The organism is Bacillus sp. GC_Bacil_1 (assembly GCF_026540675.1).
In the GTDB taxonomy this organism is placed as follows: Bacteria; Bacillota; Bacilli; order Bacillales; family Bacillaceae_G; genus Bacillus_A; species Bacillus_A cereus.
This window is the reverse complement of the sequence record NZ_JALNUG010000006.1, coordinates 87,326-113,131: the sequence shown is the minus strand read 5'-3', so window position 1 is coordinate 113,131 and position 25,806 is coordinate 87,326. Positions and strand designations below refer to the sequence as shown.

The window sequence follows — 25,806 nt, the reverse complement described above, 5'->3', positions numbered from 1 at the left end:
TTGGCTGAGGCTAATTTTTCTTTTCATTTACAGTAAAATATATGAATCCACAACATGTGTAGAAATGTTGCGGTTTTTCTTTTCATAACTATAAAAGATAAGGATTTGTTAACGGGTAATGAATATGGAATGGTTGGAACAATTATTAGGAAAAGAGTGGAGTCTTGTACCGGCTGGTGGAGTAACGGGCGATGCATATATTGCGCAAAACGGACAACAGAAGTTATTTTTAAAGCGGAATACATCGCCCTTTTTAGCGGTATTGTCAGCAGAAGGAATTGTTCCAAAATTACTTTGGACAAGAAGGGTAACGAACGGTGATGTAATTTCTGCTCAAAAATGGCTTCCGGGACAGAAGTTAGAGCCAGAGGATATGAAACTAGAACGTGTTGCGAAACTTTTGAAGAAAATTCACTCCTCTAAAGCGCTTGTACAGATGATTCAAAGACTTGGGAAGCAACCGCTTCACGCACAAGAGTTATTACAACAACTGCAACTCGTTTTAAGAGGAGATATAAGGGATGATGAAACAATTCAGCAAGGCCTTCAATATTTAATGGATTCATTAAAAGCTATTGAATACAATGAATTCGTTGTATGCCATTGTGATGTAAACCATAACAACTGGATATTGTCGGATGAAGATGAGTTGTTTTTAATTGATTGGGATGGAGCTGTAATTGCTGACCCAGCTCTAGACCTTGGTATGTTATTATATTGGTACATTCCGCGCCAGGAGTGGAGTGAGTGGCTCGGTTTTTATGATATTGAAATGGATGAATCGCTGCTTAGGCGCATGAGATGGTATGTGATAGCACAAACGATTTTGTCTATTCAATGGCATACAACAAAAAAACAGCAAGCAGAAGCTGAATATTGGCATCAATATTTACAGCAACTACTTGCTTCAGAATAATACTTAAGAAAAATTGTCCATTCCAGCAATCCACTGAGTAAGTTGTTCTTGATTATTGGAAATATGGTTGTCCAAATTAGAGGAAGATTTACCCGATTGACTATAAGAATATACATCGTTTAGCATTGTTTTAGCGTCACTACTTATATTATCGTTTGCGAGTAACAATTGAATGAGGCGCTCTAATTGCTCGCATTCTGAAACTGTCCCGCAGCAATCACTTTGGTGGTTGACTAAAATATCTTTCATCACTTCTAATTGATGTTGTTGATTAATTGGCATGAACGGATCATCCTTTCGATTGTTTTTCTCTTCAAATGTAAGAGAAAAAGCTGTTTCGTCATGGAATGTTTAATGCTGTATGTAGTTTTTATCAAAATGGTACATCTTATACTTGAAAGAAACGGACCGAGTGCTCGTACGTACTTGGTTTTTTGTTTGGTAGATTGATTAAAAAAAGAAAGAAGGAATTATTCCTTTAAAATAGTTTTGTAAAGAGAGGGAGACATCTATGCGTTTAAGACATAAACCATATGCAATGGATCGAATTAACGAGTATTCACATATCGTAATCGGAAACCCAGAGGAGCGCGCTGGTAACTGGAAAGAAGTATTTGGAAATGAACAACCAATTCATATTGAAGTAGGTACAGGTCGTGGCCGCTTTATGTATGATATGGCAAAAGCGAATCCACATATTAATTATATTGGAATTGAAAAATTCACAAGTGTTGTTGTAGATGCACTTGATAAATTAATTGAAGAAGAAGTGCCGAACTTAAAGTTAATTAATAAAGATGCTGAAGATTTAACAGTTTTCTTTGCAAAAGGTGAGATTGATCGCGTTTATTTAAACTTCTCAGATCCATGGCCAAAGAAGCGTCATACGAAGCGTCGTTTAACGTATAAAACGTTTTTACGCAATTATGAAGAAGTGTTAGTAGAAGGCGGAGAAATTCATTTCAAAACAGATAACCAAGGTTTATTTGAATATTCTCTTATGAGTATGGCTGAGTATGGTATGTTACTAACTTACTTAAGCTTAGATCTTCATAACAGCGACTTTGAAGGTAACATCATGACTGAATACGAAGAGAAATTCTCTAGTAAAGGTCATCGTATTTACCGAGTTGAAGCAAAATATCGTACAGAGCCTATGCAGTAATGCATAGGTTTTTTTACATCTAAAATAATCAGAATTTTATGTTAAGATTAATTGAAAGGGGGATGTGTAATGGAACAGTTACAAATTGGAGATATAAAAGTAACGTGGTTAAAAGGCGGAAATACACATTTAGATGGAGGGGCAATGTTTGGTGTTGTGCCGAAAGTACTTTGGTCACGTAAATATAAACATAATGACACAAATCATATTTACTTACGAACAGATCCGTTACTTTTACAAACGAAAGATGGAAATATGCTCATTGATTCAGGAATAGGAAACGGTAAGTTGGATGAGAAGATGAAACGAAATCAAGGTGTAACAGAAGAATCATCGGTTTATGAATCGTTAGAAAAACAGGGATTAAAGCCTGAAGATATTCAATATGTTTTAATGACACACCTTCATTTTGATCATGCATCTGGCCTAACAAAATGGGATGGGGATCAACTTGTACCAGCGTTTCCAAATGCGAAAGTTTACGTAAGTGAAACAGAGTGGAATGAAATGAGGAACCCAAATATTAGATCCCGTAATACATATTGGAAGGAAAATTGGGAACCGATTGTAGATCAAGTTGTTACATTTCAGCAAGAAATAGAAATTACAGATGAAATCAAGATGGCACATACGGGTGGGCATAGTGATGGACATGCAGTCATCATTTTGGAGAGTCAAGGGGAAACGATGCTACATTTAGCAGATCTCTTGCCGACGCACGCGCATCAAAATGTATTATGGGTAATGGCATACGATGATTATCCGATGACCTCGATTGAAAATAAACAAAAATGGATGAAGTATGGTGCTGAAAAAGAGGCATGGTTTACGTTTTACCATGACGCATATTATCGCGCTGTGAAGTGGAATGAGGAAGGTCATATCGTAGAAAAAATAGAACGGAAAACGAGTATAGAAGCATAAAAATAGGAGGTTGTTCCATCATATTTATTGGAGCAGCTTCTTTTTTATTGTCGGGTTTTGTTGGTAAGTCGATATATTTAAAAAATCGCCGATATAATTTGAGTTACGCTGATATAATTTTAATCAATACCCGCAATTTCAAAAAAATAAGAGGTTCACCTAATGGGAACCCTCCGTTTTATGCTGCTATAACCTCTAAAACAGTACCTGTTTTAGCATCAACTAAAAATTCAAATCGTTCTTGTATATCATCTAACATTGTTGTAAGACCGCCGCGATAAACTTCATATGCGACATCATATTTTTCAAATGTCTCTGGAACCATATGTACCCAAGAGCCAGTAATTTCACCTTTATGACTTAATGCTTGTTTCACCATTTTCAATGCTTTTTCTGAAGAAATATGGGATTGTTCTTGTACTTTGTTTGCAACGAGATAACCAGCTGCGAACCCAACGCCAAGACCTGCTACTAAACCTTTCCAGCTCATATATTCACCTCAATTCTATAAAATAAAAATAGTGTACCAATAATAATTATAAAGCAAATACAGCTAAAAAAGAAGAAACTAGAAACATTTCGAAAATTTCGTTACAATAAAAGAGGTATTCTACTAAGGTTTGAAAGAAGGGGACTTCGTGAATAAAGAGACATTGCAATTATTTCGTACGTTAACAGAATTACAAGGTGCATCAGGTTTTGAACATGATGTACGCCGTTTTATGAAACAAGAATTAAGCAAATATGCGGATGAAATTGTACAAGACGGTTTAGGTAGCGTATTTGGTCTGAAAAAAGGGGACGAAACTGGCCCGCGTGTTCTTGTAGCAGGTCATATGGATGAAGTAGGTTTCATGGTTACGCAAATTACGAAAAACGGAATGCTTCGTTTTCAAACGTTAGGCGGCTGGTGGAGTCAAGTTTTATTAGCGCAGCGTGTACAAGTTATGACGAAGAATGGTCCTGTTATTGGGGTTGTTGGTTCTATTCCTCCTCATTTATTAAGTGACGCGCAACGTGCAAAACCGATGGATATAAAAAATATGTTAATTGATATAGGTGCAGATAGTTATGAAGATGCGATTGAAATTGGTGTAAAACCGGGACAACAAATCGTGCCGATTTGCCCATTCACACCGATGGCAAATGAGAAGAAAATTATGGCGAAAGCTTGGGACAACCGTTACGGATGTGGTCTTGCAATCGAATTGTTAAAAGAATTAAAAGATGAAACATTACCAAACACATTATATTCTGGTGCTACTGTACAAGAAGAAGTAGGCCTTCGCGGAGCGCAAACAGCTGCAAATATGATTCAACCAGACATTTTCTATGCGCTTGATGCAAGTCCAGCAAACGATGCATCTGGTGACAAAACGCAGTTCGGTCAATTAGGAAAAGGTGCCCTTCTTCGTATTTACGATCGCACGATGGTAACACATAGAGGAATGCGCGAATTCATTTTAGATACAGCAGAAACAAACAACATTCCGTACCAATACTTTATTTCACAAGGTGGTACAGATGCGGGCCGTGTACATACAAGTAACTCTGGTATCCCATCAGCAGTAATTGGTGTTTGCGCACGCTACATTCATACACATGCTTCAATTTTACATGTTGATGATTATGCAGCGGCGAAAGAATTAATTACGAAGCTTGTAAGAGCAACGGATAAAACGACGTTAGAGACAATTAAGAATAACGCGTAGAGAAGAAGGGCGAAAAACCCTTCTTTTTTTAGATTGAATAGATGGCCCATCCATGAGTGGGAGCGGTCAGTGCTTATTTGGTGTTCGAATGATGTATGAAGACTCCAAGTAGGAAGTGAGAGGAAGGCTGTTTTTGTTTTCGAAGACGGTAATGTTGCTAGAAAAACCCTTCTTTTTTAGGCTGAATAGATGACTTGGTGATATGTGGTAGTGGTTGATGCTTAGTTCGTATCTGATGCGGATATTAGAATAGAATGATGAATTTTTATAGAGGTGAACGAAATGAAGGTAGTAGTTGGATCGAAGAATAAAACGAAGGTTGGCGCTGTGGAGAAGGTTTGGAAAGATGCTGAAATTACATCTCTTTCTGTTCCTTCAGGAGTAGCAAATCAGCCGTTTTCAGATGAAGAGACGATGCAAGGAGCGATTAATAGAGCGAAGCGAGCGCTAGAGGAAGGAGGAGCTCAAATTGGTATTGGGCTAGAAGGCGGCGTAATGAAAACGGAGTACGGTTTATTTATGTGTAATTGGGGCGCGCTAGCAACAAGTGATGGTAAAATATTTGTTGCCGGCGGGGCACGTATTACGTTACCGGATGATTTTTTAGCACCTCTTGAAGAGGGCAAGGAGTTAAGTGAAGTGATGGAAGAGTTTGTACATAGAAAAGATATTCGTAGTCACGAAGGTGCAATCGGTATTTTTACAGATGATTATGTTGATCGCACGGAATTATTTGTACACGTTGTTAAGTTACTTGTTGGGCAATATAAGTATGACGAAAAGCAAGCATAAACCTTGCACCATGCGTGATGTATGGTAGTATAAAAGAAAGATTATAACATGAAAACATGCACTCGTTAGAGGAGGAAATATAGATGAAGTCATTAGAAAGCATGGAGCAATTCCAACAATTAAAAAATGAAGAGAATGTAGTCTTTATGTTCTCAGCAGAATGGTGCCCAGACTGCCGTTTTGTAGACCCATTTATGCCAGAAGTAGAAGAGAAATATAGTGATTTCTCATTTTACTATGTAGATCGTGATGAGTTTATTGATCTATGTGTAAAATTAGACGTATTTGGCATTCCGAGCTTTGTAGCGTACAATAAGGGTGAAGAAACTGGTCGCTATGTAAACAAAGATCGTAAAACACAAGAACAAATCGAAGAGTTTATTGAAGGTTTAAAATAAGGCAATTTGCCAATTGAATTGTAAAACAACCTCTACCTTCGCGGGGGAGGTTATTTTTTTGGAAGGGAGGAAAAAGAGATGAAGATGACAAGTAAAAAGATGAAAGACGAGTTAATGAAGAAATTATCTCGCCCAGAATGGGACTTTCAGTATGATAGCGAGAAAGAAGTTCTACGTATTGAACAGAAAGACTCTAAAAAAGGTATTAACGTATCGCTTCCAGGAGTTGTGGCAAAATGGGAAGTGAATAAAGAAAAAGCAATTGAAGAGGTTGCTTATTATGTACAAGAAGCGCTAATTGCGATGCATAAAGAAGAAAATAGTGGAGCGAAAATTTTACCTGTTATTCGCTCTACTTCTTTCCCGAAACAAGCAGAAGAAGGAAATCCGTTTATTATGACGGATCATACGGCGGAAACACGTATTTACTATGCGTTAGATTCGAATAAAACGTATCGACTAATCGATGAGCGTCTGTTACAAAAATTAGAACTTACAGAACAGCAAGTACGTGAAATGGCATTATTCAATGCTCGTTCATTAGGTTATGAATTTAAACAAGACACAGTAGCGGGTAATACATTCTACTTTTTAAACACAAATGATGGGTATGACGCGACGCGTATTTTAAACGAATCGTTACTACAATCGATGCGTGAAAAGATTTCTGGTGACATGGTTGTTGCTGTTCCTCACCAAGATGTATTAATTATTGCTGATATCGTTAACGAAATCGGTTATGATATTATTGCACAAATGACAATGAAATTTTTTGCCGAAGGGCATGTTCCGATTACATCACTTTCATTCGTATATGAAGATGGAGAGTTTGAACCAATCTTTATTTTAGCGAAAAATCGGAAGAAGACAGATGGAAAAGAGAAAGGATGAACGAAGTGAACGTTTTTTACAACCTTGAAGGAATTGGTGACACTTTAATTGTTGCCTTACAAGATATTACTTTAGAGAACCGTACTTTTGATCGCAAAGGAGATGTTGCTCGCGTTTATGATCGTGAAAGCAACGTAACGGGAGGATTCAACATCTTTAATGCATCTTCTTATTTAGAAGTAACAGAAACAGGTAACCTTACATTAACGAAAGAGCTTGTTGAGAAAATCAACGAAATTTTAGCGAAGAACGGCTTTGAAGAAACAGTAGAAGCAGATCTTTCTCCGAAATTTGTTGTAGGTTATGTAGCTGAAAAAGAAAAGCATCCAAATGCTGATAAGTTAAACATCTGTAAAGTAGAAATCGGTACAGAAACATTACAAATCGTATGTGGCGCACCAAACGTTGATGCAGGACAAAAAGTTGTCGTTGCAAAAATCGGTGCTGTAATGCCAAGCGGTATGTTAATCAAGCCAGCTGAGCTTCGCGGTGTTCCTTCTTCTGGAATGATCTGCTCTGCACGTGAATTAGAGCTTCCAGACGCTCCACAAGAAAAAGGTATTCTTGTATTAGAAGATAGTTTTGAAGTTGGACAAGAATTTAAATTTTAATTGATATAAGAAAAGAGAGGTTGTCCTTTTGGGCAGCCTCTCTTTTTTGTCATTTTTGTTGGTAAGTCGAAATTTCGTGTTGAATCGTTAATATATTGAGAGTTGTGATAGATATACTCAAAAAATCGTAAATATGGTCAGGGTGTCACCTTTTGTCTTAAAATCTATATTGTATTTTATAAACAAACTAGTTAAAATTTAGAAAAATAGAAGGGGATAGACGTATGAAACAACAACCAAAAATCGCAGAACTTCTAAAACGAATTGAAACTTCAAAACAGCAAGATGTTGAGCTAGGTACTTATGAAATATATGTGTTTAGTGAAAGTGAATTAGAAAAAGGACAAATCGGTTACCGATATGATAAACATAAAAAGTCATTAATAAGTGAAGAAAACGGAAAGTGGCAAGAAGGATGGATTGCAATTGGATATGAAACGGATATGGGCGATCCAGTTTTCGTAAATATAGATGATGACGCTTATCCAGTTTATACTGCAGAACGTGGTACAGAAACATGGCAGCCAGTTTATATTGGAAATATGGATGAGATTATAGGGCAATTATAAGAAAAACTTTGAATCCGGTGCAAAGTGATGGGAGAGAAGTATGAAGTATATAAAAATAATGAGCATGATTGCATTCATTGGAATATATATGGCCGGTTGTTCACAAGAGCAGCCGAAAAAAGAAACTACATCTTCTATACAAGAGAAAAACAAAGATACCAAAGAAGACGCACCGGTAGAAAAGCAGCAAGAACAAGAAAAGAAAGAAGAATCGCAAGTAGAACAGAGGCAAGAGGAAGTATCAGCCGAGGAAAAGAAAGAAGAAACTACAACTGTGCCGCCAATTGAGCAACCAGTGCAAAATAATGAACAAAAAGTAGAGAGTAATGAAAAGCAAGGAAAGTTTCTCGTCGTTATTGATCCAGGGCATCAACAAAAAGCGAATTTAAATTTAGAGCCAATTGGACCAGGGGCAACAACGCAAAAATATAAAGTGACAGACGGTACAACAGGTGTTGTGACGAAAAAGAGAGAGGCTGTACTTGTATTAGAAATGGCTTTTTTATTAAAAGAAAAGCTTGAAGCAAAAGGGATACAAGTATTAATGACGAGAACATCACAAGACGTTGATATAAGTAATAAAGAACGGGCGACATTCGCAAATAATCATAAGGCTAATTTATTTTTACGTCTTCATGCAGATGGTTCTGAAAATCCAAACGAAAGTGGATTTGCTGTATTGACGCCGGCAGAAGGAAGTCCGTATACGAAAGAGATTTATGCGGAAAGTCTTCAAATCTCTCAAACGATAGTAAATAAAATGAGAGAAAATCAGCAAGTGAAAGTAAATGGAATTAAATTTAGGGATGACCTTTCTGGATTCAATTGGTCCAAAGTACCTGGCGTACTATTAGAACTTGGGTTTATGTCAAACTATGAAGAAGATAAAAAATTATCTGACCCGCAGTATGTAAATTCTTTATTGCAAAGTGTAACGGATAGTGTAGATGCATATCGGAAGAGTAAAGCTTAAGCGCAGTCTTATATGAAAGGCTGCGTTTTTCTATATGAAACACTCGTAAATTAGAATATTGTGGATAAATATGACATGCTTAATTTTACCTGCACTTTTTGCCGAATGCTGATACAATAAAGGATGTTACTATTTAGTAGAAAGAGTGGTAAGCATGTTAGATTGGATGAAAAAGCTGTTTAACAAAGAGGAAGAACAAACAGCGATGAATAAAGAAGTACCAAAGCAAATTGAAAGTCAGCCGAAAATTCCTCGTGTAAACCACTACACTGAAGCAAGAGAAGCACAAATGGCAAGTAGGAATGCAGGTAAATGCCGTTTTCCTTTAGTACCGGATAATGGGTTCGATGAAGAGGATGAAAGCGAAGTAAATCGCTTTGAAGAACAACCTGTTCAAGGAGTAGCATATGAAGAACCGACTGCCCAAAGAGGAATAAAGGTGGAAAGAAGCAGACGACCGTATGTGGAAAAGGTAGTTTCTACATATGAAGAGCCGGAAGTGCAATATGAACCGGTGCGGGAGTCTGTCGTTAAAAAGGCATCTGCACCTTCGCAAGAGAGTAACCGTAGACCATTTCGTCCAACAGAAATGATTTCGCCAATTTATGGATATAATCGTCCTTCAGTAGAGAAAAAGGTTGAAAAGCAGGAGGAAGTAAAAGAAAGAGAAGATCTTGAAATATCTGTAGAGGGAAAAGCAGTTGTTGATGCATGGTTAGAGAAAAAAGGATATAAATTATCTGATTTCTCAGAAGGACAAGCAACGTCTTCTGCTCCAGGTGAAGTAGTTGAACAGAAAGGCCAACAGAGTAAAAAAGAAGAAAAATCAGTTGTTGATCAATGGCTAGAGAAAAACGGTTATGAAATTGAAAGCCAAGTGCCTTTAGTAGAAGAAAAAGAAGTGATTAAAGAAATGAGTACACCGCAGGAAGTTTCAGCGGATGAATTACTTCATAAAACAGTAGCTGAGCAGATGGAAAGTGCTAAGCTAGAAAAAGATGTAGTGGTGTTAAACGAAAACAATCTACAAGAAGAATTAGTAGCTTCTAAAGTAGAGCACGAGGATACAATATTATCAGAAGAAATTAAACGTAATACAGAAATAAAACAACCTACTATTGAAGTAGAAAAGCAAGCTCCAGAAGAATCAGTGATTGTCAAAGCAGAAGAAAAACTTGAAGAAACAATCATTGTGGAAATACCAGAAGAGCTAGAAGAAGTGGAAGTAATTACAGAAACAGAAGAGCCAGAAGAAGTAATTGCAGAAACAGAAGAGCCAGAAGAAGTAATTGCAGAAACGGAAGAGTCAGAAGAAGTAGAAGTGATTGCAGAAACGGAAGAGTCAGAAGAAGTAGAAGTGATTGCAGAAACAGAAGAGCTAGAAGAAGTAGAAGTGATTGCAGAAACGGAAGAGTCAGAAGAAGTAGAAGTGATTGCAGAAACAGAAGAGCTAGAAGAAGTAGAAGTAATTGCAGAAACAGAAGAATCAGAAGAAGTGGAAGTAATCGCAGAAACAGAAGAATCAGAAGAAGTAGAAGTGATTGCAGAAACAGAAGAATCAGAAGAAGTGGAAGTAATTGCAGAAACGGAAGAGTCAGAAGAAGTAGAAGTGATTGTAGAAACGGAAGAGTCAGAAGAAGTAGAAGTAATTGTGGAAACGGAAGAGCTAGAAGAAGTGGAAGTAATTGCGGAAACAGAAGAATCAGAAGAAGTGGAAGTAATTGCAGAAACGGAAGAGTCAGAAGAAGTAGAAGTAATCGCAGAAGCAGAAGAGTCAGAAGAAGTGGAAGTAATTGCGGAAACAGAAGAGCTAGAAGAAGTAGAAGTGATTGCGGAAACGGAAGAGCTAGAAGAAGTGGAAGTAATTGCGGAAACAGAAGAGCTAGAAGAAGTAGAAGTAATTGCAGAAACAGAAGAGCTAGAAGAAGTAGAAGTAATTGCGGAAACGGAAGAGCTAGAAGAAGTGGAAGTAATTGCGGAAACAGAAGAGCTAGAAGAAGTAGAAGTGATCGCAGAAACAAAAGCGCCTGTAGTAGAGACATTTGTAGCACTTGAGGAAATTCAGCAAGAAGATGAAGTAATTGAACAAAACAATGAATTCATACATGTAGCTGAGGCTGATGAACAGACAAAGAACGATGTTCAAAGCTTTGCGAATGTTTTAATTGCAGAAACAGAAGAAAATAAACGAGTTGAAGAAGAAGCACCGGTCGTAGAAGAGCAATCAGTTGAAGAAGAAGTGCCGGTCGTAGAAGAACAACCCGTTGTAAAAAAAGAAGAACCAAAACGTGAGAAAAAGCGTCATGTACCATTTAATGTTGTTATGTTGAAACAAGATAGAACACGATTAATGGAAAGACATGCAGCTAGAGCAAATGCAATGCAGCCTTCTGCTAATGTACGAGTAGAGAATAAGCCAGTACAACAAGAGGTAGCAGAATCACAAGTGGAAGAAAGCCCAGTGCAGCAAGTAGTAGCAGAACCACAAGTGGAAGAACAACCAATGCAGCAAGTAGTAGCAGAACCACAAGTGGAAGAAAGCCCAGTGCAGCAAGTAGTAGCAAAGCCACAAGTAGAAGAACAACCAATGCAGCAAGTAGTAGTAGAACCACAAGTGGAAGAAAGCCCAGTGCAGCAAGTAGTAGCAGAACCACAAGTGGAAGAACAACCAATGCAGCAAGTAGTAGCAGAACCACAAGTGGAAGAACAACCAATGCAACAAGTAGTGGTAGAGCAAGTACAAAAGTCAATTTCAAGTACAGAACCAAAAGAGAAAGCATATGTTGTAAATCAAAGAGAGAACGATATGCGAAATGTATTGCATACACCACCGACGTATACTGTTCCGCCATTAGCGTTGTTGTCAATTCCACAGCAATCAGCGCTAGATAATACAGAATGGTTAGATGAGCAAAAAGAATTATTAGATACAACGTTTAATAATTTTCATGTTGGAGCACATGTTATTAATGTATCGCAAGGGCCAGCAGTAACTCGTTTTGAAGTGCAACCAGACCCAGGCGTGAAAGTAAATAAAATTACAAATTTAAGTGATGATATTAAGTTAAGTTTAGCTGCGAAAGATATTCGTATTGAAGCGCCGATTCCAGGGAAGAGTGCAATTGGAATTGAAGTTCCAAATAAAGAAAGTAAGCCAGTATTTCTTCGCGAAATTTTAAGAAGTCCTGTGTTTACAAAGAGTGAATCACCGCTTACTGTTGCGCTTGGACTTGATATTTCAGGGGATCCAATTGTAACGGATATTCGAAAAATGCCGCACGGACTTATTGCGGGTGCAACGGGTTCAGGTAAAAGTGTGTGTATTAACGCGATTTTAACGAGTATTTTATATAAAGCGAAACCACATGAAGTGAAGTTAATGTTAATTGATCCGAAGATGGTTGAGCTTGCACCATACAATTCTGTTCCGCATCTTGTAGCACCTGTTATTACGGATGTAAAAGCAGCGACAGCTGCGTTAAAGTGGGCAGTTGATGAGATGGAGCGTCGTTATGAATTGTTTGCGCATGCTGGTGCTCGTGATTTAACTCGCTATAATACAATTGTAAGTGATCGAGATATTCCAGGAGAGACATTACCTTATATCGTTATCGTTATTGATGAGTTAGCCGATTTAATGATGGTAGCACCAGGTGATGTTGAGGAAGCAATTTGTCGTATTGCGCAAAAAGCACGTGCTTGTGGTATTCATTTATTAGTTGCGACGCAGCGTCCATCTGTAGATGTTATTACAGGTTTAATTAAATCAAATATTCCAACGCGTATTGCGTTTACTGTATCATCTCAAGTTGATTCACGTACGATTATCGATATTGGGGGCGCGGAAAAATTACTTGGCCGTGGTGATATGTTATTTTTAGGGAACGGTACATCTAAGCCAGTTCGTGTACAAGGTGTATATGTATCGGATGATGAGATTGAAAAAACAGTTGATCATGTGAGAAAGCAAATGAAGCCGAATTACTTATTTAAGCAAGAGGATTTATTAGCGAAAACAGAACAGGCTGAGTCGGAAGATGAGCTGTTCTTTGATGCATGTCAATTTGTTGTAGAACAAGGGGGAGCGTCCACATCTTCTGTACAGCGAAAATTCCGTATTGGTTATAATCGCGCAGCACGTCTCATTGAAGAGATGGAATCGCAAGGGATTATTTCTGAAGCGAGAGGAACTAAGCCGAGAGATGTCCTTATTTCTGAGGATGAATTTGCTGCTATGCAGGAAACGAATGTATAGTCCACGGTTTTGCTGTATACTAATAGAAAATGTTGGATAGTAAAGTAGGGAGTAAAGCGACATGAAAGAAATTGAATTAAAATTAAAAGGTGAAATAAATCGACTAACAAATAAAACATTTAAATTTGACGAACGCGTTGGGGAAGGTTGGTTCTCCGCCGTTTACTTTTTAAAAACTAGAGAAATTATTGAAGAATTTCGCCCAAAAAGTGTTGTAACGATGCAATTTTTCCAAAAAGAAAATGCAGTTCTTTGCGGAACAGATGAAGTGATTGCATTGCTGCAAACATTCGCTAAAAATCCTGAGGAACTTGAAATTAACTCTTTAAAAGATGGCGATAAAATTAGTCCATTTGAAACAGTGTTAACAATTCATGGTCCTTATGAGAATTTCGGATTTTTAGAAGGTGTTATTGATGGGATTTTAGCTCGTCGTACATCGGTTGCAACAAACGTATATAATGTTGTCCAAGCTGCACGTAGTGTAGATAAAGAAAAACCAGTTATTTTCATGGGAGATCGTGACGATCATTATACACAACAAGCTGGTGACGGTTATGCAGCATACATCGGAGGTATGAGCGCACAAGCGACGCATGCGATGAATGAATGGTGGGGCAGAAGTGGTATGGGAACAATGCCTCACGCATTAATTCAAATGTTTAATGGTGATGTTGTGGAAGCGGCAAAAGCATATCATAAGAAATTCCCAGAAGATGAATTAGTTGTACTAATTGATTACAATAATGATGTTATTACAGATGCACTTCGTGTAGCGCGTGAGTTTGGATCGACATTAAAAGGTGTGCGTGTAGATACGTCTCGCACAATGATTGATCAATACTTTATTCGCCACCCAGAAGTACTTGGAACATTTGATCCACGTGGTGTAAACCCATCGCTTGTATTTGCACTTCGCAAGGCGCTTGATGAAGAAGGATTCCAGCATGTAGACATCGTTGTAACTGGTGGATTTGATGAAAAACGTATTCGTGAATTTGAAGCTCAAAAGGTACCTGTTGACATATACGGGGTAGGAAGTAGCTTGTTAAAAATGAATATTGGCTTTACTGGTGATAATGTAGAATTAAATGGGAAACCAGAAGCAAAAGCTGGTCGTAAATATCGTCCAAACCCACGTTTAGAGCGTGTTCAATTAGAAAAAAGAGAAGATATGTAAAAGAGAGAAAAACTGATAGGTGATTGACCCTATCAGTTTTTCTGTTATCATAGTATAGCGGCTTCTTTTTTGCTATAATGGACTTGTTATGGACATATAAAGAAGTACGTACGAGTTTATCCTGATAAGTGAAGGGAAAGAATAACTTCACTACATCAAAAATGTATGATGATTACCAAAATAAGAAAAGATTCATATACTGTCTTATAGATAGGCCGTTGTATTAGTTCGAAATGTTGGAGGTTCTTTAAGATGACAGTTTACCATTTTGTAGGAATTAAAGGAACAGGAATGAGTTCATTAGCGCAAATTCTTCATGATATGAAGCATACTGTTCAAGGGTCTGATTATGAAAAGCGTTTCTTTACACAAACAGCGTTGGAAAAGCGTAGTATCTCGATCCTTCCTTTTGATAAGAATAATGTAGAAGAAGGACAAGTGATTATTGCAGGAAATGCATTTCCTGATACGCATGAAGAAATCGTAGCAGCAAAAGAATTAAACATCCCAGTCCATCGTTACCATCACTTCTTAGGTGACCTGATGAGCCAATACACAAGTGTTGCTGTAACTGGTGCACACGGAAAAACATCAACAACAGGTTTGTTAGCCCATGTAATGCAAGGTGCACACCCGACATCTTACCTTATTGGAGATGGAACAGGGCATGGGGTAGAAAATAGTAAGTATTTTGTATTTGAAGCTTGTGAGTATCGTCGTCATTTCTTGTCTTACAATCCAGACTATGCAATTATGACGAATATTGATTTTGATCATCCAGATTATTTTGCAGACATCAATGATGTATTCAGTGCATTCCAAGAGATGGCATTGCAAGTGAAAAAAGGCATTATTGCATGTGGAGATGATGAAGAACTTCAAAAAATTCAAGCGAAAGTACCTGTTATTTTCTATGGATTTGGAGAAGATAATGATTTCCAAGCACGTAACATTCAAAAGAGAACAGATGGCACGATATTCGATGTATTCGTTCGTAATACGTACTATGACACGTTCAAAATTACAGGATACGGCAACCATAGCGTATTAAATGCATTAGCAGTAATCGCGCTTTGTCATTATGAAAACGTTGATGTAGAAGCAGTAAAACATCAATTAACAACTTTTGAAGGCGTAAAACGTCGCTTTAATGAAAAGCCGATGGGAGAGCAAGTAATCATCGATGACTACGCACACCATCCGACAGAAATTAATGCAACGATTGAAGCTGCTCGTCAAAAACATCCAGAGCGTGAAGTTGTCGCTGTATTCCAACCACATACATTCTCACGTACAGAAAAGTTCTTAGATGAGTTCGCAGAAAGCTTAAGCAAAGCTGACCAAGTATACTTATGTGATATTTTCGGATCAGCACGTGAAAACAAAGGTGAATTAACAATCGAAGATCTGCAAAAGCGTATTGACGGTGCAGAATTAATTACAGATACAACAACGGATGTATTAAAGAAACATAAAAACGGCGTTCTAATTTTCATGGGCGCAGGTGACATCCAAAAATTCGAAGCAGCTTACGTAAAAGAAGTTCAAGTTGCAGAGAAATAATAGAAAAGACGCATAGCGGTGGCTGTGCGTCTTTTTTGTTGTGTTCAACTTTTATTTATGTATTGACCTAGAGCTAACTCTAGGTTGTAAGATGAAAATGTAAAAACAAGGGGGAGAGAACATGTATAAAATCGGTGAAGTAGCAGAATTAACAGGGATGGGCATTCACACTTTGCGCTACTATGAGAAATTAGGTTTATTACCACCACCAACGCGATATAGCGGTATTCGTCAATATACAGAAGGCGATGTACGTTTATTAAAATTTTTATATTCATTAAAACAAACTGGGATGTCATTAGAAGAGATGGCTGAGTTTGCAAGTGATGGGTGCATTATAGAGGAAATTAGGCAGAAGAAAGAGGAAGTACCAGCGAAAGTAAAAAAGAGAATTTCCATTTTAACAACGCACTTGGAGCAATTAAAAGAACAGCAGGAACAATTGCAAAAAGTTGTTCAGCTAACGGAGGAGAAGTTAGAAATTTATTACGGTTTTCTAGAAGAAAAAGACTTGGAGGCCGGCAATGAAAAATAAAGTATATACGCAGTTATTAGGTTTTGCGATATTTACTGGTGGGACATTTAATGCTTCGAAATATGCGGTGCAGTATTTCGAAGCAATTCATATAGCAGCATGGCGTTTTGGGATTGCTGCATTTGTGATGTTATGTCTGTTAAAAATACGAAAAGATTTTGATTTGGAAGTATGGATGCAGAATAGGACCTGTTATCTTTTGCTAGGTATTGTTGGTGTATTCGGCTTTAACTTCTTTTTCTTTTTAGGAATGAAATATACAGAAGCTGTTAATGGTGCACTTATTATGGCGACAAATCCTCTCGTTACGACGCTGTTAGCAAGTGTCATTTTACGAGAGAAAATTGTGAAGCGCCAAGCAATTGGAATGTTACTTGCACTAATTGGCGTTGTTTTTGTACTTACACAAGGTTCGTTTACAATACTACAACATTTATCATTTTCAAAAGGGGATTTTTATATTTTATTAGGGAATATTTGCTGGGCGTTATACGGCGTGCTAGGCAGACGGTTTATTAAAACTGGTAATCCAATACAAACGACGACATATACGATGACTATTGGTGCACTTGCCTTTATTATCATATCTTCTACACAAAAAAGTATAGTACCAGTTTTAGAAATTCCTTTGTTGGCATGGGGAGCAATTCTCTTTATGGCAATTGGAATGAGTGTGCTTGGTTACTTATGGTGGAATAATGGAATTGCTCAAATTGGTGCAGCAAGGACATCATTATTTTTTAATCTAGTGCCTGTTGTTACAATACTTATTTCTTTTATTGAAGGAGTCAATATAACATCTGCACAATCTGTAGGAATGATATTAGTTATTACGGGAGTATCGTATTCTTCTGGTTTTATACAAAGAAAATCAAAAGAAAGTGTTAATATTTAACTTTTTACACCTAAAAATGTTAGAATAATAAGAAAACTAAAAAGGGGACTAAAAAGCATGTTCACACTCCGAGTAGATGACGAAATCGAACTACAATTACTAGAAAAACATCATAAAGAGGAATTATATCAATTATTAGATCAAAACCGTAATCATTTACGAAAATGGCTCCCTTGGATAGATGGGACAAAATCTGCTGATGCTTATGATGAGATTTTTCCGATGTGGTTAAAGAAATTTGCAGAGGGAGACGGTTTTGAAAGTGGTATACGTTACAAAGGAAAGCTCGTTGGGATGGTAGGTATTCATCCAGTGAGCTGGGGGAAGAAAGCCGCGAGTCTTGGGTATTACCTTGCAGAAGATACTGGAGGAAAAGGCGTTATGACGCGTAGCGTGAAGGCTGTGCTTCAATATGCATTTGAGAATTTAAAATTAAATAAAATGGAAATCCGATGCGGTGTTGAAAATGTGAAAAGTCGCGCTATTCCAGAGCGTTTAGGGTTTAAGTTAGATGGTATTTTACGAGATGAAGAATGGTTATATGATCATTTCCATGATGTCGCTGTATATAGTTTATTAGCTTCAGAGTGGAAAGAAATTCGATGAACGAGAAAATTCGTATTGTTCCGTATGAAAGTACGTTTCAAGAGGAAGTAGTAGATCTTATCGTTCATATTCAGCAAAAAGAGTATAATGTTCCCATTACGAAAGAAGAGCAATCTGATTTACTTGAAATAGAAACATTCTATCAAAAGGATCACGGAAACTTTTGGGTAGCAATTTATGATGGTAAAGTAGTTGGAACAGTAGCTTTATTAGATATTGAGAATCATCAAGTAGCGCTAAGAAAAATGTTCGTACAAAAAGAGTTTCGCGGAAAAGAATGGGGCGCATCACATATGTTGCTTCAAACAGCAATTTCATGGGCTGAGGATAAAAAATTGAAAGATATTTACTTAGGAACAACAATAAAATTTTTAGCGGCACATCGTTTTTATGAAAAGAATGGTTTTCAAAGTGTGAGTATAGATCAGTTGCCGAAAAATTTTCCAGTGTTACAGGTAGATAAGAAATTTTATAGGTACATTGTGAAAAAGGTCATTTAGAAATGGCCTTTTTCTATGAACTAAAATGGAAATAGTGGTATAATTTGGATTAGGGGGTGTAGGTATGAACTTTCCAATTCAAAGAAGTAAGTCAGTAGTCATTTTTGTTTGTCTTACGTTAGCTTTTATGTGTATATATCCAATTGTCATGCTTTTCACTAATAAAGCGCATTGGATATCGGCGTTGATTGGGATGGGTTTATGCTTCATTGTAAATGTACCACTTGTTTGGGAAGTATTTATTAAAAAACATAAAGTAGAAAATGGCGTATTAAAGTACGGTGTTTTAAATGACGATATTGTATTGAAAGAGATAAGAATAATTCGTCAAGTTGGGAAATCGCTTGAAATTACGACGAATGCATATAAAGTACATATAATTGCGATGCCGCAAAATATGAATGAATTTTTGGCGCTTATTGAGAAAGAAAATCCACATGTGAAAATAGAAATGGTAGGTAAGAAATGAAATATGTAAAACCTTTGTTTTGTTTGGAAATTTTGCTTGTGTTTGCTATCTGCACTAGGGTAAATATGAAATGGAACCTGCCTTTATATGTACCAATATTAATAGGTACTATCGCAGTGGCACTTTTATATTATTTTCATTTTCAGCAAACAAAAAGTAAGAACAGTAGATCGATATAGGGTGAGGATAATAAAAAACGCTCGGATATAATTCCGAGCGTTTTTTATTATTTTAAGTTTTCTGGGTTTAAAGCTTCTAATTCAGGTACAACGAAGCGTCCGTCTTTACGGATTAGTACGTCGTCGAAGTAAATTTCACCGCCGCCGTATTCAGGGCGTTGGATGCATACTAAGTCCCAATGGATGTTTGAGTTGTTACCATTCCATGCATCGTCGTAAGCTTGTCCAGGAGTGAAGTGGAAGCTGCCATCGATTTTTTCATCGAATAGGATGTCTCCCATTGGATGTAAGATGTATGGGTTTACGCCGATTGCGAATTCACCAACGTAGCGTGCGCCTTCGTCTGTATCGAAGATTTTATTAATGCGTTCTGAATCGTTTGCAGTTGCTTCAACGATTTGGCCGTTCTCGAACTTAAGTTGTACATTTTCAAATGTATAACCGTTGTAAGGAGATGGTGTGTTGTAAGAAACTGTACCGTTAACAGAGTCACGAACTGGTGCAGAGTATACTTCACCATCTGGAATGTTTAAATGACCTGAGCATTTAATTGCTGGAATGTCTTTAATAGAGAATGTTAAGTCAGTTCCAGGACCAGTTAAACGAACTTTATCTGTTTTATTCATTAATGTAACAAGGCTATCCATCGCCTTATCCATTTTACCGTAGTCTAAGTTACATACTTCAAAGTAGAAGTCTTCGAAAGCTTCTGTACTCATTTTAGCAAGCTGTGCCATAGAAGCATTTGGGTAGCGAAGAACAACCCAGCGTGTTTTTGGAACGCGAATGTCTCTATGAACTTTTTTGCCAACTGTTTGGCCATGAACTTTCATACGCTCACTTGGAACGTCAGCTTGTTCATTAATATTATCGCCAGAGCGAAGACCGATATAAGCGTCCATGTCTTTCATTACGCTTGCTTCATATGCAGCGATTTGTTCGAAATGTTCTTCAGTAGCACCCATTAATAAAGAGCGATCTACTTGATGATCTTTTAAAGAGACGAATGGGAAACCACCAGCTGCATATGCTTCTTTTACAAGTGCAGTTACAAGTTCTTTTTGTAAGCCAAAGTTTTCAATTAATACTTTTTCACCTTTTTGTAAGCGGATAGAGTAGTTAATTAAATTGTATGCTAACTTTTCAATACGTGGATCTTTCATATGTAAAGCCTCCCTACTAATTATGTATCCTCTCCTATTGTAACCTACTTAGTGGAATTTGTTGAATGATTTATGTTACAGTTAACGAATAAGTATGAAAATTCTAATGATGAGATAGGGATTAGAATGAAACGGAAAATGATTGTATAATAGGGGAAAGTATGAAAAAGATAAAGGAAGTGATGAAATGCAAGTTCTTTTATATGTAAGTGCGGCTATTATCGCGGTTGCTTTCGCAGTATTAGTAGTGTATGTATGCAGAACGTTGTTATCGGTTCAGAAGACGTTAGAAAACGTTGCAAGCACGTTAGAAGGTTTAGAAAAACAAATGCAAGGAATTAGCGTAGAGACAGAGCAATTATTACATAAAACGAATGCGTTAGCTGATGATATTCAACAGAAGTCACAGTCATTAAATAAAGTGGTAGCGGGTGTAGATGGGATTGGAACGACAATCCAATCCTTAAATACGAAGCTTCGTAATGTATCAGACTCTGTAACGGACGAAATTGAAAATAACGCTGATAAAGTAGCGCAAGTTGTACAGTGGAGCAGTGCGGCGATTGAAGTATACAATCATTACCGTGCGTCGAGACAAGAGAAGAAGGTTGAAAAAGAAGAGCGTAAATTAGAAAGAATTGAGAAAAACGCTGAAAAGAAAGAGAAGCGCTCTAGATTTCGTATGAGAGGTGAATCGTGATGAATATGACAAAGCTTGAAACAATTGAAGAGCTTGAAGTCTTAGTAGAAAAGAATGAGCCGTATGTTCTTTTTAAACATAGTACGACATGCCCGATTAGTCACGGTGCATACACAGAATTTCAAGCGTATTGCAGTGAAGAAAGAGAAGTGCCAGCGTATTACTTATACGTACAAGATGCAAGAGATGTGTCAAATCGTGTTGCAGAACAATACAGTATTAGACATGAATCCCCGCAAGTATTATACATAAAAGATGGTATGGTAGTATGGAATACATCTCATTGGAATATTAAAAAAGATGCTTTAGAAGAGAATATAAAGTAAAAAGAAGCAAGCTAAAGGTGCTTGCTTCTTTTTTTTGTTTTTGTTGAAATATATTTAATGGTACACTATTAATAGTTCAAACTAAATAACTAGATTGTTGAAAGTAGGTTTTAAGTAATGAAGAAAATGGCATTATCCTTCGCAGTCGTAAGTTTATTACTGGGAGCTTGTAGTAACAATAGTAATACGATTAGTAAGAAGGATGAAGTTATACAAAAAGATACAAAAGAAAAAAGTATGATTCCGAGAACTGCTGTTTCTAAAGATTATTATAGAACTGTTATTCCTTTAAAAGAACAAAAGGTTATTAATACAGCTAATATAAAAACAAATTCTAAATTAGATTTAGCAGAGTATGAAAATGGTTTAATAAATATTGCAACGCAGCAATTTGATACAGAGAGCCACGTACTGCAATTAAATCAGTATATTCCAGAGAAACTAGTTGATGAGCTAGTTGCGAAAGTAGAAGCGCCAGTTTTGACGAATATTATAGAACAAGACTATTTCGGAAAACAGAATTCAAATGAATTAAGTTTATCTGGTGTTATGATTGGCTTAGCTATGTCTTCAAGTGTATCGAATGAAGAAGCTATGTCTAAAGGGTCTGAAGTTGCTAAACAACTTATTGAAGCTATTAACAAAAATGATAAATATAACAAATCTCCAATTACGTTTGCTATCTTTAAGCAAGAAAGTACAAGTTCTTTAAAAAATGGTACGTATATTGCTAGTGCTACTGTTCAAAAAAATGATACGAACCTTGGAAATTGGAGTACAATTGATGAAAAGTCGTATTCATATCCTTCTGATGAATTTACACAAGCACATGGAGAAGATAATACAAAAATAACTAACTTTGCTAAGGAAATAAAAGGTTTTTCTACTGGAGATTTTATTCCAGTCAACGCAAAAGTTTCTTATAAGAAAGATCAAATGGATACATTAAATATGAATATTGTTATTAAATATAACGGTAAAACAGAATTAATGGCTCTTACCCAATTGGCTGCGCAAGGTATGTTGGACAAATTGCCTAAAGATGCGAAAGTACAATTACAGATCAAGTCCGAGAGTAAAATTGAGGCCGTTATTATAAAAGAGAAAAACAGTGATAAACCGTTTGTTTCCTTCTTGTAAAAAAGACAGTATGTAAACTGTCTTTTTTTTATTTTAAATGAAAATATACAATGTTTTTTGATGATAATTCATTGCTGTATATCGTGTGACAATCGTATATGTATCAACTATAATAAGTTATCTTAAAAAAGTAATATATAGGAATTTGAAAGATGTGGCTTTTTTATGGCATCACAACAATTAGGTCGTTTACGTTCTGAAATTGATTAACTTAATTTACAAATATTAGAGTTATTAAACGAAAGAGGTCGTCTCGTACAAGAAGTTGGTACTTTAAAAGAAGTATAAGGTGTGAAACGTTTTGATCCTGTACGTGAAAAAAATATGCTGGATTTAATTGTAGAGAATAATAATGGTCCATTTGAAACTTCGACTTTACAACATATTTTCAAACAAATTTTTCAAGTTGGCTTAGAGTTACAAGAAGAGGATCATCGTAAAGCACTACTTGTGTCTTGTAAGAAAAAATAGAAGATACGATTGTTGAAATTAATGCGTGGTGGTGCTTTCAAGCCACATACTTCACCGTATGATTTTCAAGGTCTTGGATTAGCAGGATTACAAATTTTACGCCAAGTAGCAGATAAATATGATTTGGCTGTTATTAGTGAAATTTTAAATCCAAATGATATTGAGATGTCATTAGATTACGTTGATGTTATTCAAATTGGCACTCACAATATGCAAAACTTTGATTTGCTAAGGGCAGCTGGTGCTGTAAATAAACCAGTATTATTAAAACGTGGTCTATCAGCAACGATTGAAGAATTCATTAATGCGGCAGAATATATTATGGCAAAGGGAAATGGGAACATTATTTTATGTGAACGAGGTATTCGCACGTATGAAAGAGTGACGCGTAAGACGCTTGATATTTCCGCTGTACCGATTTTAAAGAAAGAAACACATTACCTGTTGTTGTCGATGTAACGCATTCTACAGGGCGACGTGACCTTCTCTTATCAACTGCAAAAGCAGCGATGGCAATTGGTGCAGACGCAATTATGGCTGAAGTACATCCAAATCCCGCTGTAGCTTTATCAGATGAGGCGCAGCAAATGAATATTCCGCAGTTCAATGATTTTATGAATGAATTAAAATCATTTGGAAGTAAATTATAAAAACTTTTAATGAGCTGTTCCAATAAGGTGTTTTGGGGCATCTGTATAGAGACTGTCATTGTCGATTTTTGTTGGTAAGTTGATATATTTAAAAAATCGCTGATATAATTAGAGTTGTGGTAGATATATTTGGAAAATCGCTGATATATTTCGAGTTACGGTTCATATATTCGAAAAATCGTCGATATAAATTTCATTTACTATCGTACCGCTTAAAATAAGATTTCTACTTAGGAAACATCTATTTTTTTACAAAAAATGCTCTTTTTTCATAAAAAATACGAAAATACGAGAAAAGAAGCGAATTTTTTCGAAACTTTTGCGGGAAAATATTGTATGAGCCTGCGTTTTTATCGTATCATTAGTAAAAGGAAGAACTCGGGACGATTGGTGGCATCTGCAAATAGAGTTGATGTCTTTTTTTCATTCAAGTAACCGATACATAAAAATAGATAACAAAAATAGAAGGAGTGTGCGATGAGATGAACGTAACAATCTATGATGTAGCGCGCGAAGCGAACGTTTCAATGGCTACCGTATCACGCGTTGTGAACGGTAACCCAAATGTAAAGCCTACAACAAGAAAGAAAGTATTAGAAGCAATTGATCGTTTAGGGTACCGCCCAAATGCGGTAGCACGTGGACTAGCAAGTAAGAAGACAACTACAGTAGGTGTTATTATTCCTGATATCTCAAATACGTTTTATGCAGAACTTGCACGTGGAATTGAAGATATCGCAACAATGTACAAATATAACATCATTTTAAGTAACTCTGACCAAAACAAAGAGAAAGAGTTCCATTTATTAAATACGATGCTTGGAAAGCAAGTGGACGGAATTGTTTTCATGGGTGAAGATATTACAGACATTCACATTGAAGAATTTAAAAAATCTCCAGTACCAATTGTATTAGCAGCGTCATTCGATGAGCAAAATGAAACGCCATCAGTAAATATTGATTATACACAAGCAGCTTACGATGCAATGAAGCACTTTATTGAGCAAGGACATAAGCGTATCGGTTTCGTCTCTGGTCCATTCATTGATAAAGCGGGAAGCGCGAAAAAGTTACAAGGTTATAAAAAAGCTTTAGAAGAAGAAGGTATTTCATATGATGAAAATCTTGTAATCGATGGAGATTACACATATGACTCAGGTATCGAAGCATTCGAAAAGCTTTGGAGCAATGATGAAAAGCCAACAGCAATCTTCGTATCGTCTGATGAAATGGCACTAGGTGTAATCCACGCAGCACAAGACGCTGGATTAAACGTACCAACTGACGTAGAAGTACTTGGTTTTGATAATACACGCCTTGCATTAATGGTTCGTCCGCAACTTTCAACAGTTGTACAACCGATGTATGATATCGGTGCAGTAGCAATGCGTCTATTAACAAAGTATATGAACAAAGAAAAAGTGGAAGATCACACTGTTATCTTACCTCACCGTATCCAATTTAGAGATTCAACGAAGTAAGTATAAAAAAGCTCACAGCGATTGCTGTGAGCTTTTATTCATATTCAGGATAATATTTTTCAATTACTGTATCTACAGTTTCATTTTTTTTAACGTGTAAAAATCTTGCGTACAATTCTTTTCCAGTTTCAAATGGCGTATCGTCTAATTCAAACACATGTAACACTTTTCGGAACGTCCATGTGATTTGCTCATCATACATATTATCGTATGTGTGCTCCGATTGTATAGCTATCTTTTCACCTAGTTCATGAGCTTCTTCTAAACTGTTTGCCTTAACAAGAATAATACTTTCTTCAAAAAGTGTATCGTGATTCTCTTCATAATGCTCATCAATTTTCGTAGGATCAGGCTCACCAGTATGAACAGACTCAAACAATAATTTTACAGCGTACACATTATGCTGCATGTGTCACTTTATAAATAATACTTGCGACAAGCGAAGCAGGTATTGTAAATACGTTACTTTGATAATGGTAATGTACTTGGGATTCTTCATAAGACATGTTGTCATATAGTTCGTTTTGTGAGACATTCATTTTTTTCTGTTTTTCTTTGAGCATTTTAATGTAGTTGTACTGTATTGGGACGAGAATGATGAAATAAGCTAATACGATTAGTGAAATCCAAATCATTATGAACACTCCCTTACAAAGAATATTTGTATATGGTAATTATATCAATTTATATGAAAAATATCCATATTTTCCTAGTGGTCAATTTCTTTTCCAAAATGCAAAAA

General features: G+C 36.6%; 28 protein-coding genes and 1 pseudogene. 24 read left to right on the top strand and 5 right to left on the bottom strand.

Annotation, left to right across the window (positions count from 1 at the left end):
- Positions 1 to 118 precede the first annotated feature (118 nt).
- Positions 119 to 916 carry a phosphotransferase family protein gene (locus tag OXT04_RS11550; protein WP_002094168.1) on the top strand — a complete coding sequence of 266 codons (798 nt, stop codon included), beginning with the start codon at positions 119 to 121 and terminating at the stop codon, positions 914 to 916.
- A 3-nt stretch (positions 917 to 919) separates the two neighbouring features.
- Here the strand turns inward: OXT04_RS11550 and OXT04_RS11545 are convergent, their stop codons facing one another.
- Positions 920 to 1,198: a YtzH-like family protein gene (locus OXT04_RS11545; RefSeq protein WP_267414705.1), complete on the bottom strand. Its 279-nt coding sequence runs from the start codon at positions 1,196 to 1,198 to the stop codon at positions 920 to 922.
- A gap of 229 nt (positions 1,199 to 1,427) precedes the next feature.
- On the opposite strand from OXT04_RS11545, the gene trmB reads away from it, so the two are divergent.
- Both trmB and OXT04_RS11535 read left to right on the top strand, forming a co-directional pair.
- Positions 1,428 to 2,081: a tRNA (guanosine(46)-N7)-methyltransferase TrmB gene (gene trmB / locus OXT04_RS11540; protein WP_001239383.1), complete on the top strand. Its 654-nt coding sequence runs from the start codon at positions 1,428 to 1,430 to the stop codon at positions 2,079 to 2,081.
- A 69-nt stretch (positions 2,082 to 2,150) separates the two neighbouring features.
- Positions 2,151 to 3,005 (top strand): YtnP family quorum-quenching lactonase, encoded by an 855-nt coding sequence (locus tag OXT04_RS11535; protein WP_065229454.1) that lies wholly within the window; start codon positions 2,151 to 2,153, stop codon positions 3,003 to 3,005.
- A 178-nt stretch (positions 3,006 to 3,183) separates the two neighbouring features.
- Here OXT04_RS11535 and OXT04_RS11530 read toward each other — a convergent pair whose 3' ends face one another.
- A complete protein-coding gene (locus OXT04_RS11530; RefSeq protein ID WP_000118541.1) occupies positions 3,184 to 3,495 on the bottom strand; it encodes a PepSY domain-containing protein in 312 nt (103 codons plus the stop codon).
- A gap of 148 nt (positions 3,496 to 3,643) precedes the next feature.
- Between OXT04_RS11530 and OXT04_RS11525 the strand changes: the two genes are divergently transcribed.
- The 16 genes from OXT04_RS11525 (at position 3,644) to OXT04_RS11450 (ending at position 19,133) form a co-directional block, all read left to right on the top strand.
- Positions 3,644 to 4,717, top strand: a complete 1,074-nt coding sequence (locus tag OXT04_RS11525; RefSeq protein WP_001031516.1) for a M42 family metallopeptidase — start codon at positions 3,644 to 3,646, stop codon at positions 4,715 to 4,717.
- A 282-nt stretch (positions 4,718 to 4,999) separates the two neighbouring features.
- Positions 5,000 to 5,509: a DUF84 family protein gene (locus tag OXT04_RS11520; protein ID WP_000869932.1), complete on the top strand. Its 510-nt coding sequence runs from the start codon at positions 5,000 to 5,002 to the stop codon at positions 5,507 to 5,509.
- Positions 5,510 to 5,592: 83 nt separating this feature from the next.
- A complete protein-coding gene (locus OXT04_RS11515) occupies positions 5,593 to 5,907 on the top strand; it encodes a thioredoxin family protein (protein ID WP_000838193.1) in 315 nt (104 codons plus the stop codon).
- Between the two features lie 78 nt (positions 5,908 to 5,985).
- Positions 5,986 to 6,798, top strand: a complete 813-nt coding sequence (locus OXT04_RS11510; RefSeq protein WP_000784606.1) for a DUF1444 domain-containing protein — start codon at positions 5,986 to 5,988, stop codon at positions 6,796 to 6,798.
- A complete protein-coding gene (gene ytpR, locus OXT04_RS11505; RefSeq protein WP_001006777.1) occupies positions 6,795 to 7,409 on the top strand; it encodes a YtpR family tRNA-binding protein in 615 nt (204 codons plus the stop codon). The genes OXT04_RS11510 and ytpR overlap by 4 nt, the downstream gene beginning before the upstream one ends.
- A 224-nt stretch (positions 7,410 to 7,633) precedes the next feature.
- Positions 7,634 to 7,978: a hypothetical protein gene (locus tag OXT04_RS11500; protein WP_000813348.1), complete on the top strand. Its 345-nt coding sequence runs from the start codon at positions 7,634 to 7,636 to the stop codon at positions 7,976 to 7,978.
- 40 nt (positions 7,979 to 8,018) lie between these two features.
- A complete protein-coding gene (locus OXT04_RS11495) occupies positions 8,019 to 8,951 on the top strand; it encodes an N-acetylmuramoyl-L-alanine amidase (RefSeq protein ID WP_267414683.1) in 933 nt (310 codons plus the stop codon).
- A 154-nt stretch (positions 8,952 to 9,105) separates the two neighbouring features.
- Positions 9,106 to 13,206 carry a DNA translocase FtsK gene (locus OXT04_RS11490; protein ID WP_267414681.1) on the top strand — a complete coding sequence of 1,367 codons (4,101 nt, stop codon included), beginning with the start codon at positions 9,106 to 9,108 and terminating at the stop codon, positions 13,204 to 13,206.
- 61 nt (positions 13,207 to 13,267) lie between these two features.
- The gene (locus OXT04_RS11485) at positions 13,268 to 14,386 is read left to right on the top strand and encodes a nicotinate phosphoribosyltransferase (protein ID WP_000658372.1); all 1,119 of its coding nucleotides are present in this window, start codon (positions 13,268 to 13,270) and stop codon (positions 14,384 to 14,386) included.
- A 252-nt stretch (positions 14,387 to 14,638) separates the two neighbouring features.
- The gene (gene murC / locus OXT04_RS11480; protein WP_000219469.1) at positions 14,639 to 15,949 is read left to right on the top strand and encodes a UDP-N-acetylmuramate--L-alanine ligase; all 1,311 of its coding nucleotides are present in this window, start codon (positions 14,639 to 14,641) and stop codon (positions 15,947 to 15,949) included.
- Positions 15,950 to 16,070: 121 nt separating this feature from the next.
- Positions 16,071 to 16,484 (top strand): MerR family transcriptional regulator, encoded by a 414-nt coding sequence (locus OXT04_RS11475; protein ID WP_267414673.1) that lies wholly within the window; start codon positions 16,071 to 16,073, stop codon positions 16,482 to 16,484.
- Positions 16,474 to 17,379: a DMT family transporter gene (locus OXT04_RS11470; protein ID WP_097997327.1), complete on the top strand. Its 906-nt coding sequence runs from the start codon at positions 16,474 to 16,476 to the stop codon at positions 17,377 to 17,379. The genes OXT04_RS11475 and OXT04_RS11470 overlap by 11 nt, the downstream gene beginning before the upstream one ends.
- A 57-nt stretch (positions 17,380 to 17,436) precedes the next feature.
- Positions 17,437 to 17,985 (top strand): GNAT family N-acetyltransferase, encoded by a 549-nt coding sequence (locus tag OXT04_RS11465; protein WP_000494676.1) that lies wholly within the window; start codon positions 17,437 to 17,439, stop codon positions 17,983 to 17,985.
- Positions 17,982 to 18,485 carry a GNAT family N-acetyltransferase gene (locus OXT04_RS11460; RefSeq protein ID WP_097997328.1) on the top strand — a complete coding sequence of 168 codons (504 nt, stop codon included), beginning with the start codon at positions 17,982 to 17,984 and terminating at the stop codon, positions 18,483 to 18,485. The genes OXT04_RS11465 and OXT04_RS11460 overlap by 4 nt, the downstream gene beginning before the upstream one ends.
- A 64-nt stretch (positions 18,486 to 18,549) precedes the next feature.
- Positions 18,550 to 18,954, top strand: a complete 405-nt coding sequence (locus OXT04_RS11455; RefSeq protein ID WP_001010620.1) for a PH domain-containing protein — start codon at positions 18,550 to 18,552, stop codon at positions 18,952 to 18,954.
- Positions 18,951 to 19,133, top strand: a complete 183-nt coding sequence (locus OXT04_RS11450; protein ID WP_090976877.1) for a hypothetical protein — start codon at positions 18,951 to 18,953, stop codon at positions 19,131 to 19,133. The genes OXT04_RS11455 and OXT04_RS11450 overlap by 4 nt, the downstream gene beginning before the upstream one ends.
- 47 nt (positions 19,134 to 19,180) lie before the next feature.
- Here the strand turns inward: OXT04_RS11450 and OXT04_RS11445 are convergent, their stop codons facing one another.
- Positions 19,181 to 20,296 carry an aminopeptidase gene (locus tag OXT04_RS11445; protein WP_000654729.1) on the bottom strand — a complete coding sequence of 372 codons (1,116 nt, stop codon included), beginning with the start codon at positions 20,294 to 20,296 and terminating at the stop codon, positions 19,181 to 19,183.
- Positions 20,297 to 20,483: 187 nt separating this feature from the next.
- On the opposite strand from OXT04_RS11445, the gene OXT04_RS11440 reads away from it, so the two are divergent.
- The 5 genes and pseudogenes from OXT04_RS11440 to ccpA all read left to right on the top strand — a co-directional run bounded on the left by OXT04_RS11440 (position 20,484) and on the right by ccpA (position 25,064).
- Positions 20,484 to 20,996 (top strand): DUF948 domain-containing protein, encoded by a 513-nt coding sequence (locus tag OXT04_RS11440; RefSeq protein ID WP_001197721.1) that lies wholly within the window; start codon positions 20,484 to 20,486, stop codon positions 20,994 to 20,996.
- Positions 20,996 to 21,322: a bacillithiol system redox-active protein YtxJ gene (ytxJ, locus tag OXT04_RS11435; protein WP_001057469.1), complete on the top strand. Its 327-nt coding sequence runs from the start codon at positions 20,996 to 20,998 to the stop codon at positions 21,320 to 21,322. The genes OXT04_RS11440 and ytxJ overlap by 1 nt, the downstream gene beginning before the upstream one ends.
- Positions 21,323 to 21,439: 117 nt before the next feature.
- The gene (locus OXT04_RS11430; RefSeq protein WP_000738029.1) at positions 21,440 to 22,462 is read left to right on the top strand and encodes a CamS family sex pheromone protein; all 1,023 of its coding nucleotides are present in this window, start codon (positions 21,440 to 21,442) and stop codon (positions 22,460 to 22,462) included.
- Between the two features lie 222 nt (positions 22,463 to 22,684).
- Positions 22,685 to 23,583, top strand: a pseudogene (locus OXT04_RS11425) (bifunctional 3-deoxy-7-phosphoheptulonate synthase/chorismate mutase).
- Positions 23,584 to 24,065: 482 nt separating this feature from the next.
- Positions 24,066 to 25,064 carry a catabolite control protein A gene (gene ccpA / locus OXT04_RS11420; protein ID WP_001103303.1) on the top strand — a complete coding sequence of 333 codons (999 nt, stop codon included), beginning with the start codon at positions 24,066 to 24,068 and terminating at the stop codon, positions 25,062 to 25,064.
- 34 nt (positions 25,065 to 25,098) lie between these two features.
- Here ccpA and OXT04_RS11415 read toward each other — a convergent pair whose 3' ends face one another.
- Positions 25,099 to 25,461, bottom strand: coding sequence for a DUF4288 domain-containing protein (locus tag OXT04_RS11415; protein ID WP_053565471.1), 363 nt, complete (start codon positions 25,459 to 25,461; stop codon positions 25,099 to 25,101).
- A gap of 1 nt (position 25,462) precedes the next feature.
- The gene (locus tag OXT04_RS11410; protein ID WP_098284383.1) at positions 25,463 to 25,699 is read right to left on the bottom strand and encodes a DUF3949 domain-containing protein; all 237 of its coding nucleotides are present in this window, start codon (positions 25,697 to 25,699) and stop codon (positions 25,463 to 25,465) included.
- Positions 25,700 to 25,806 lie beyond the last annotated feature (107 nt).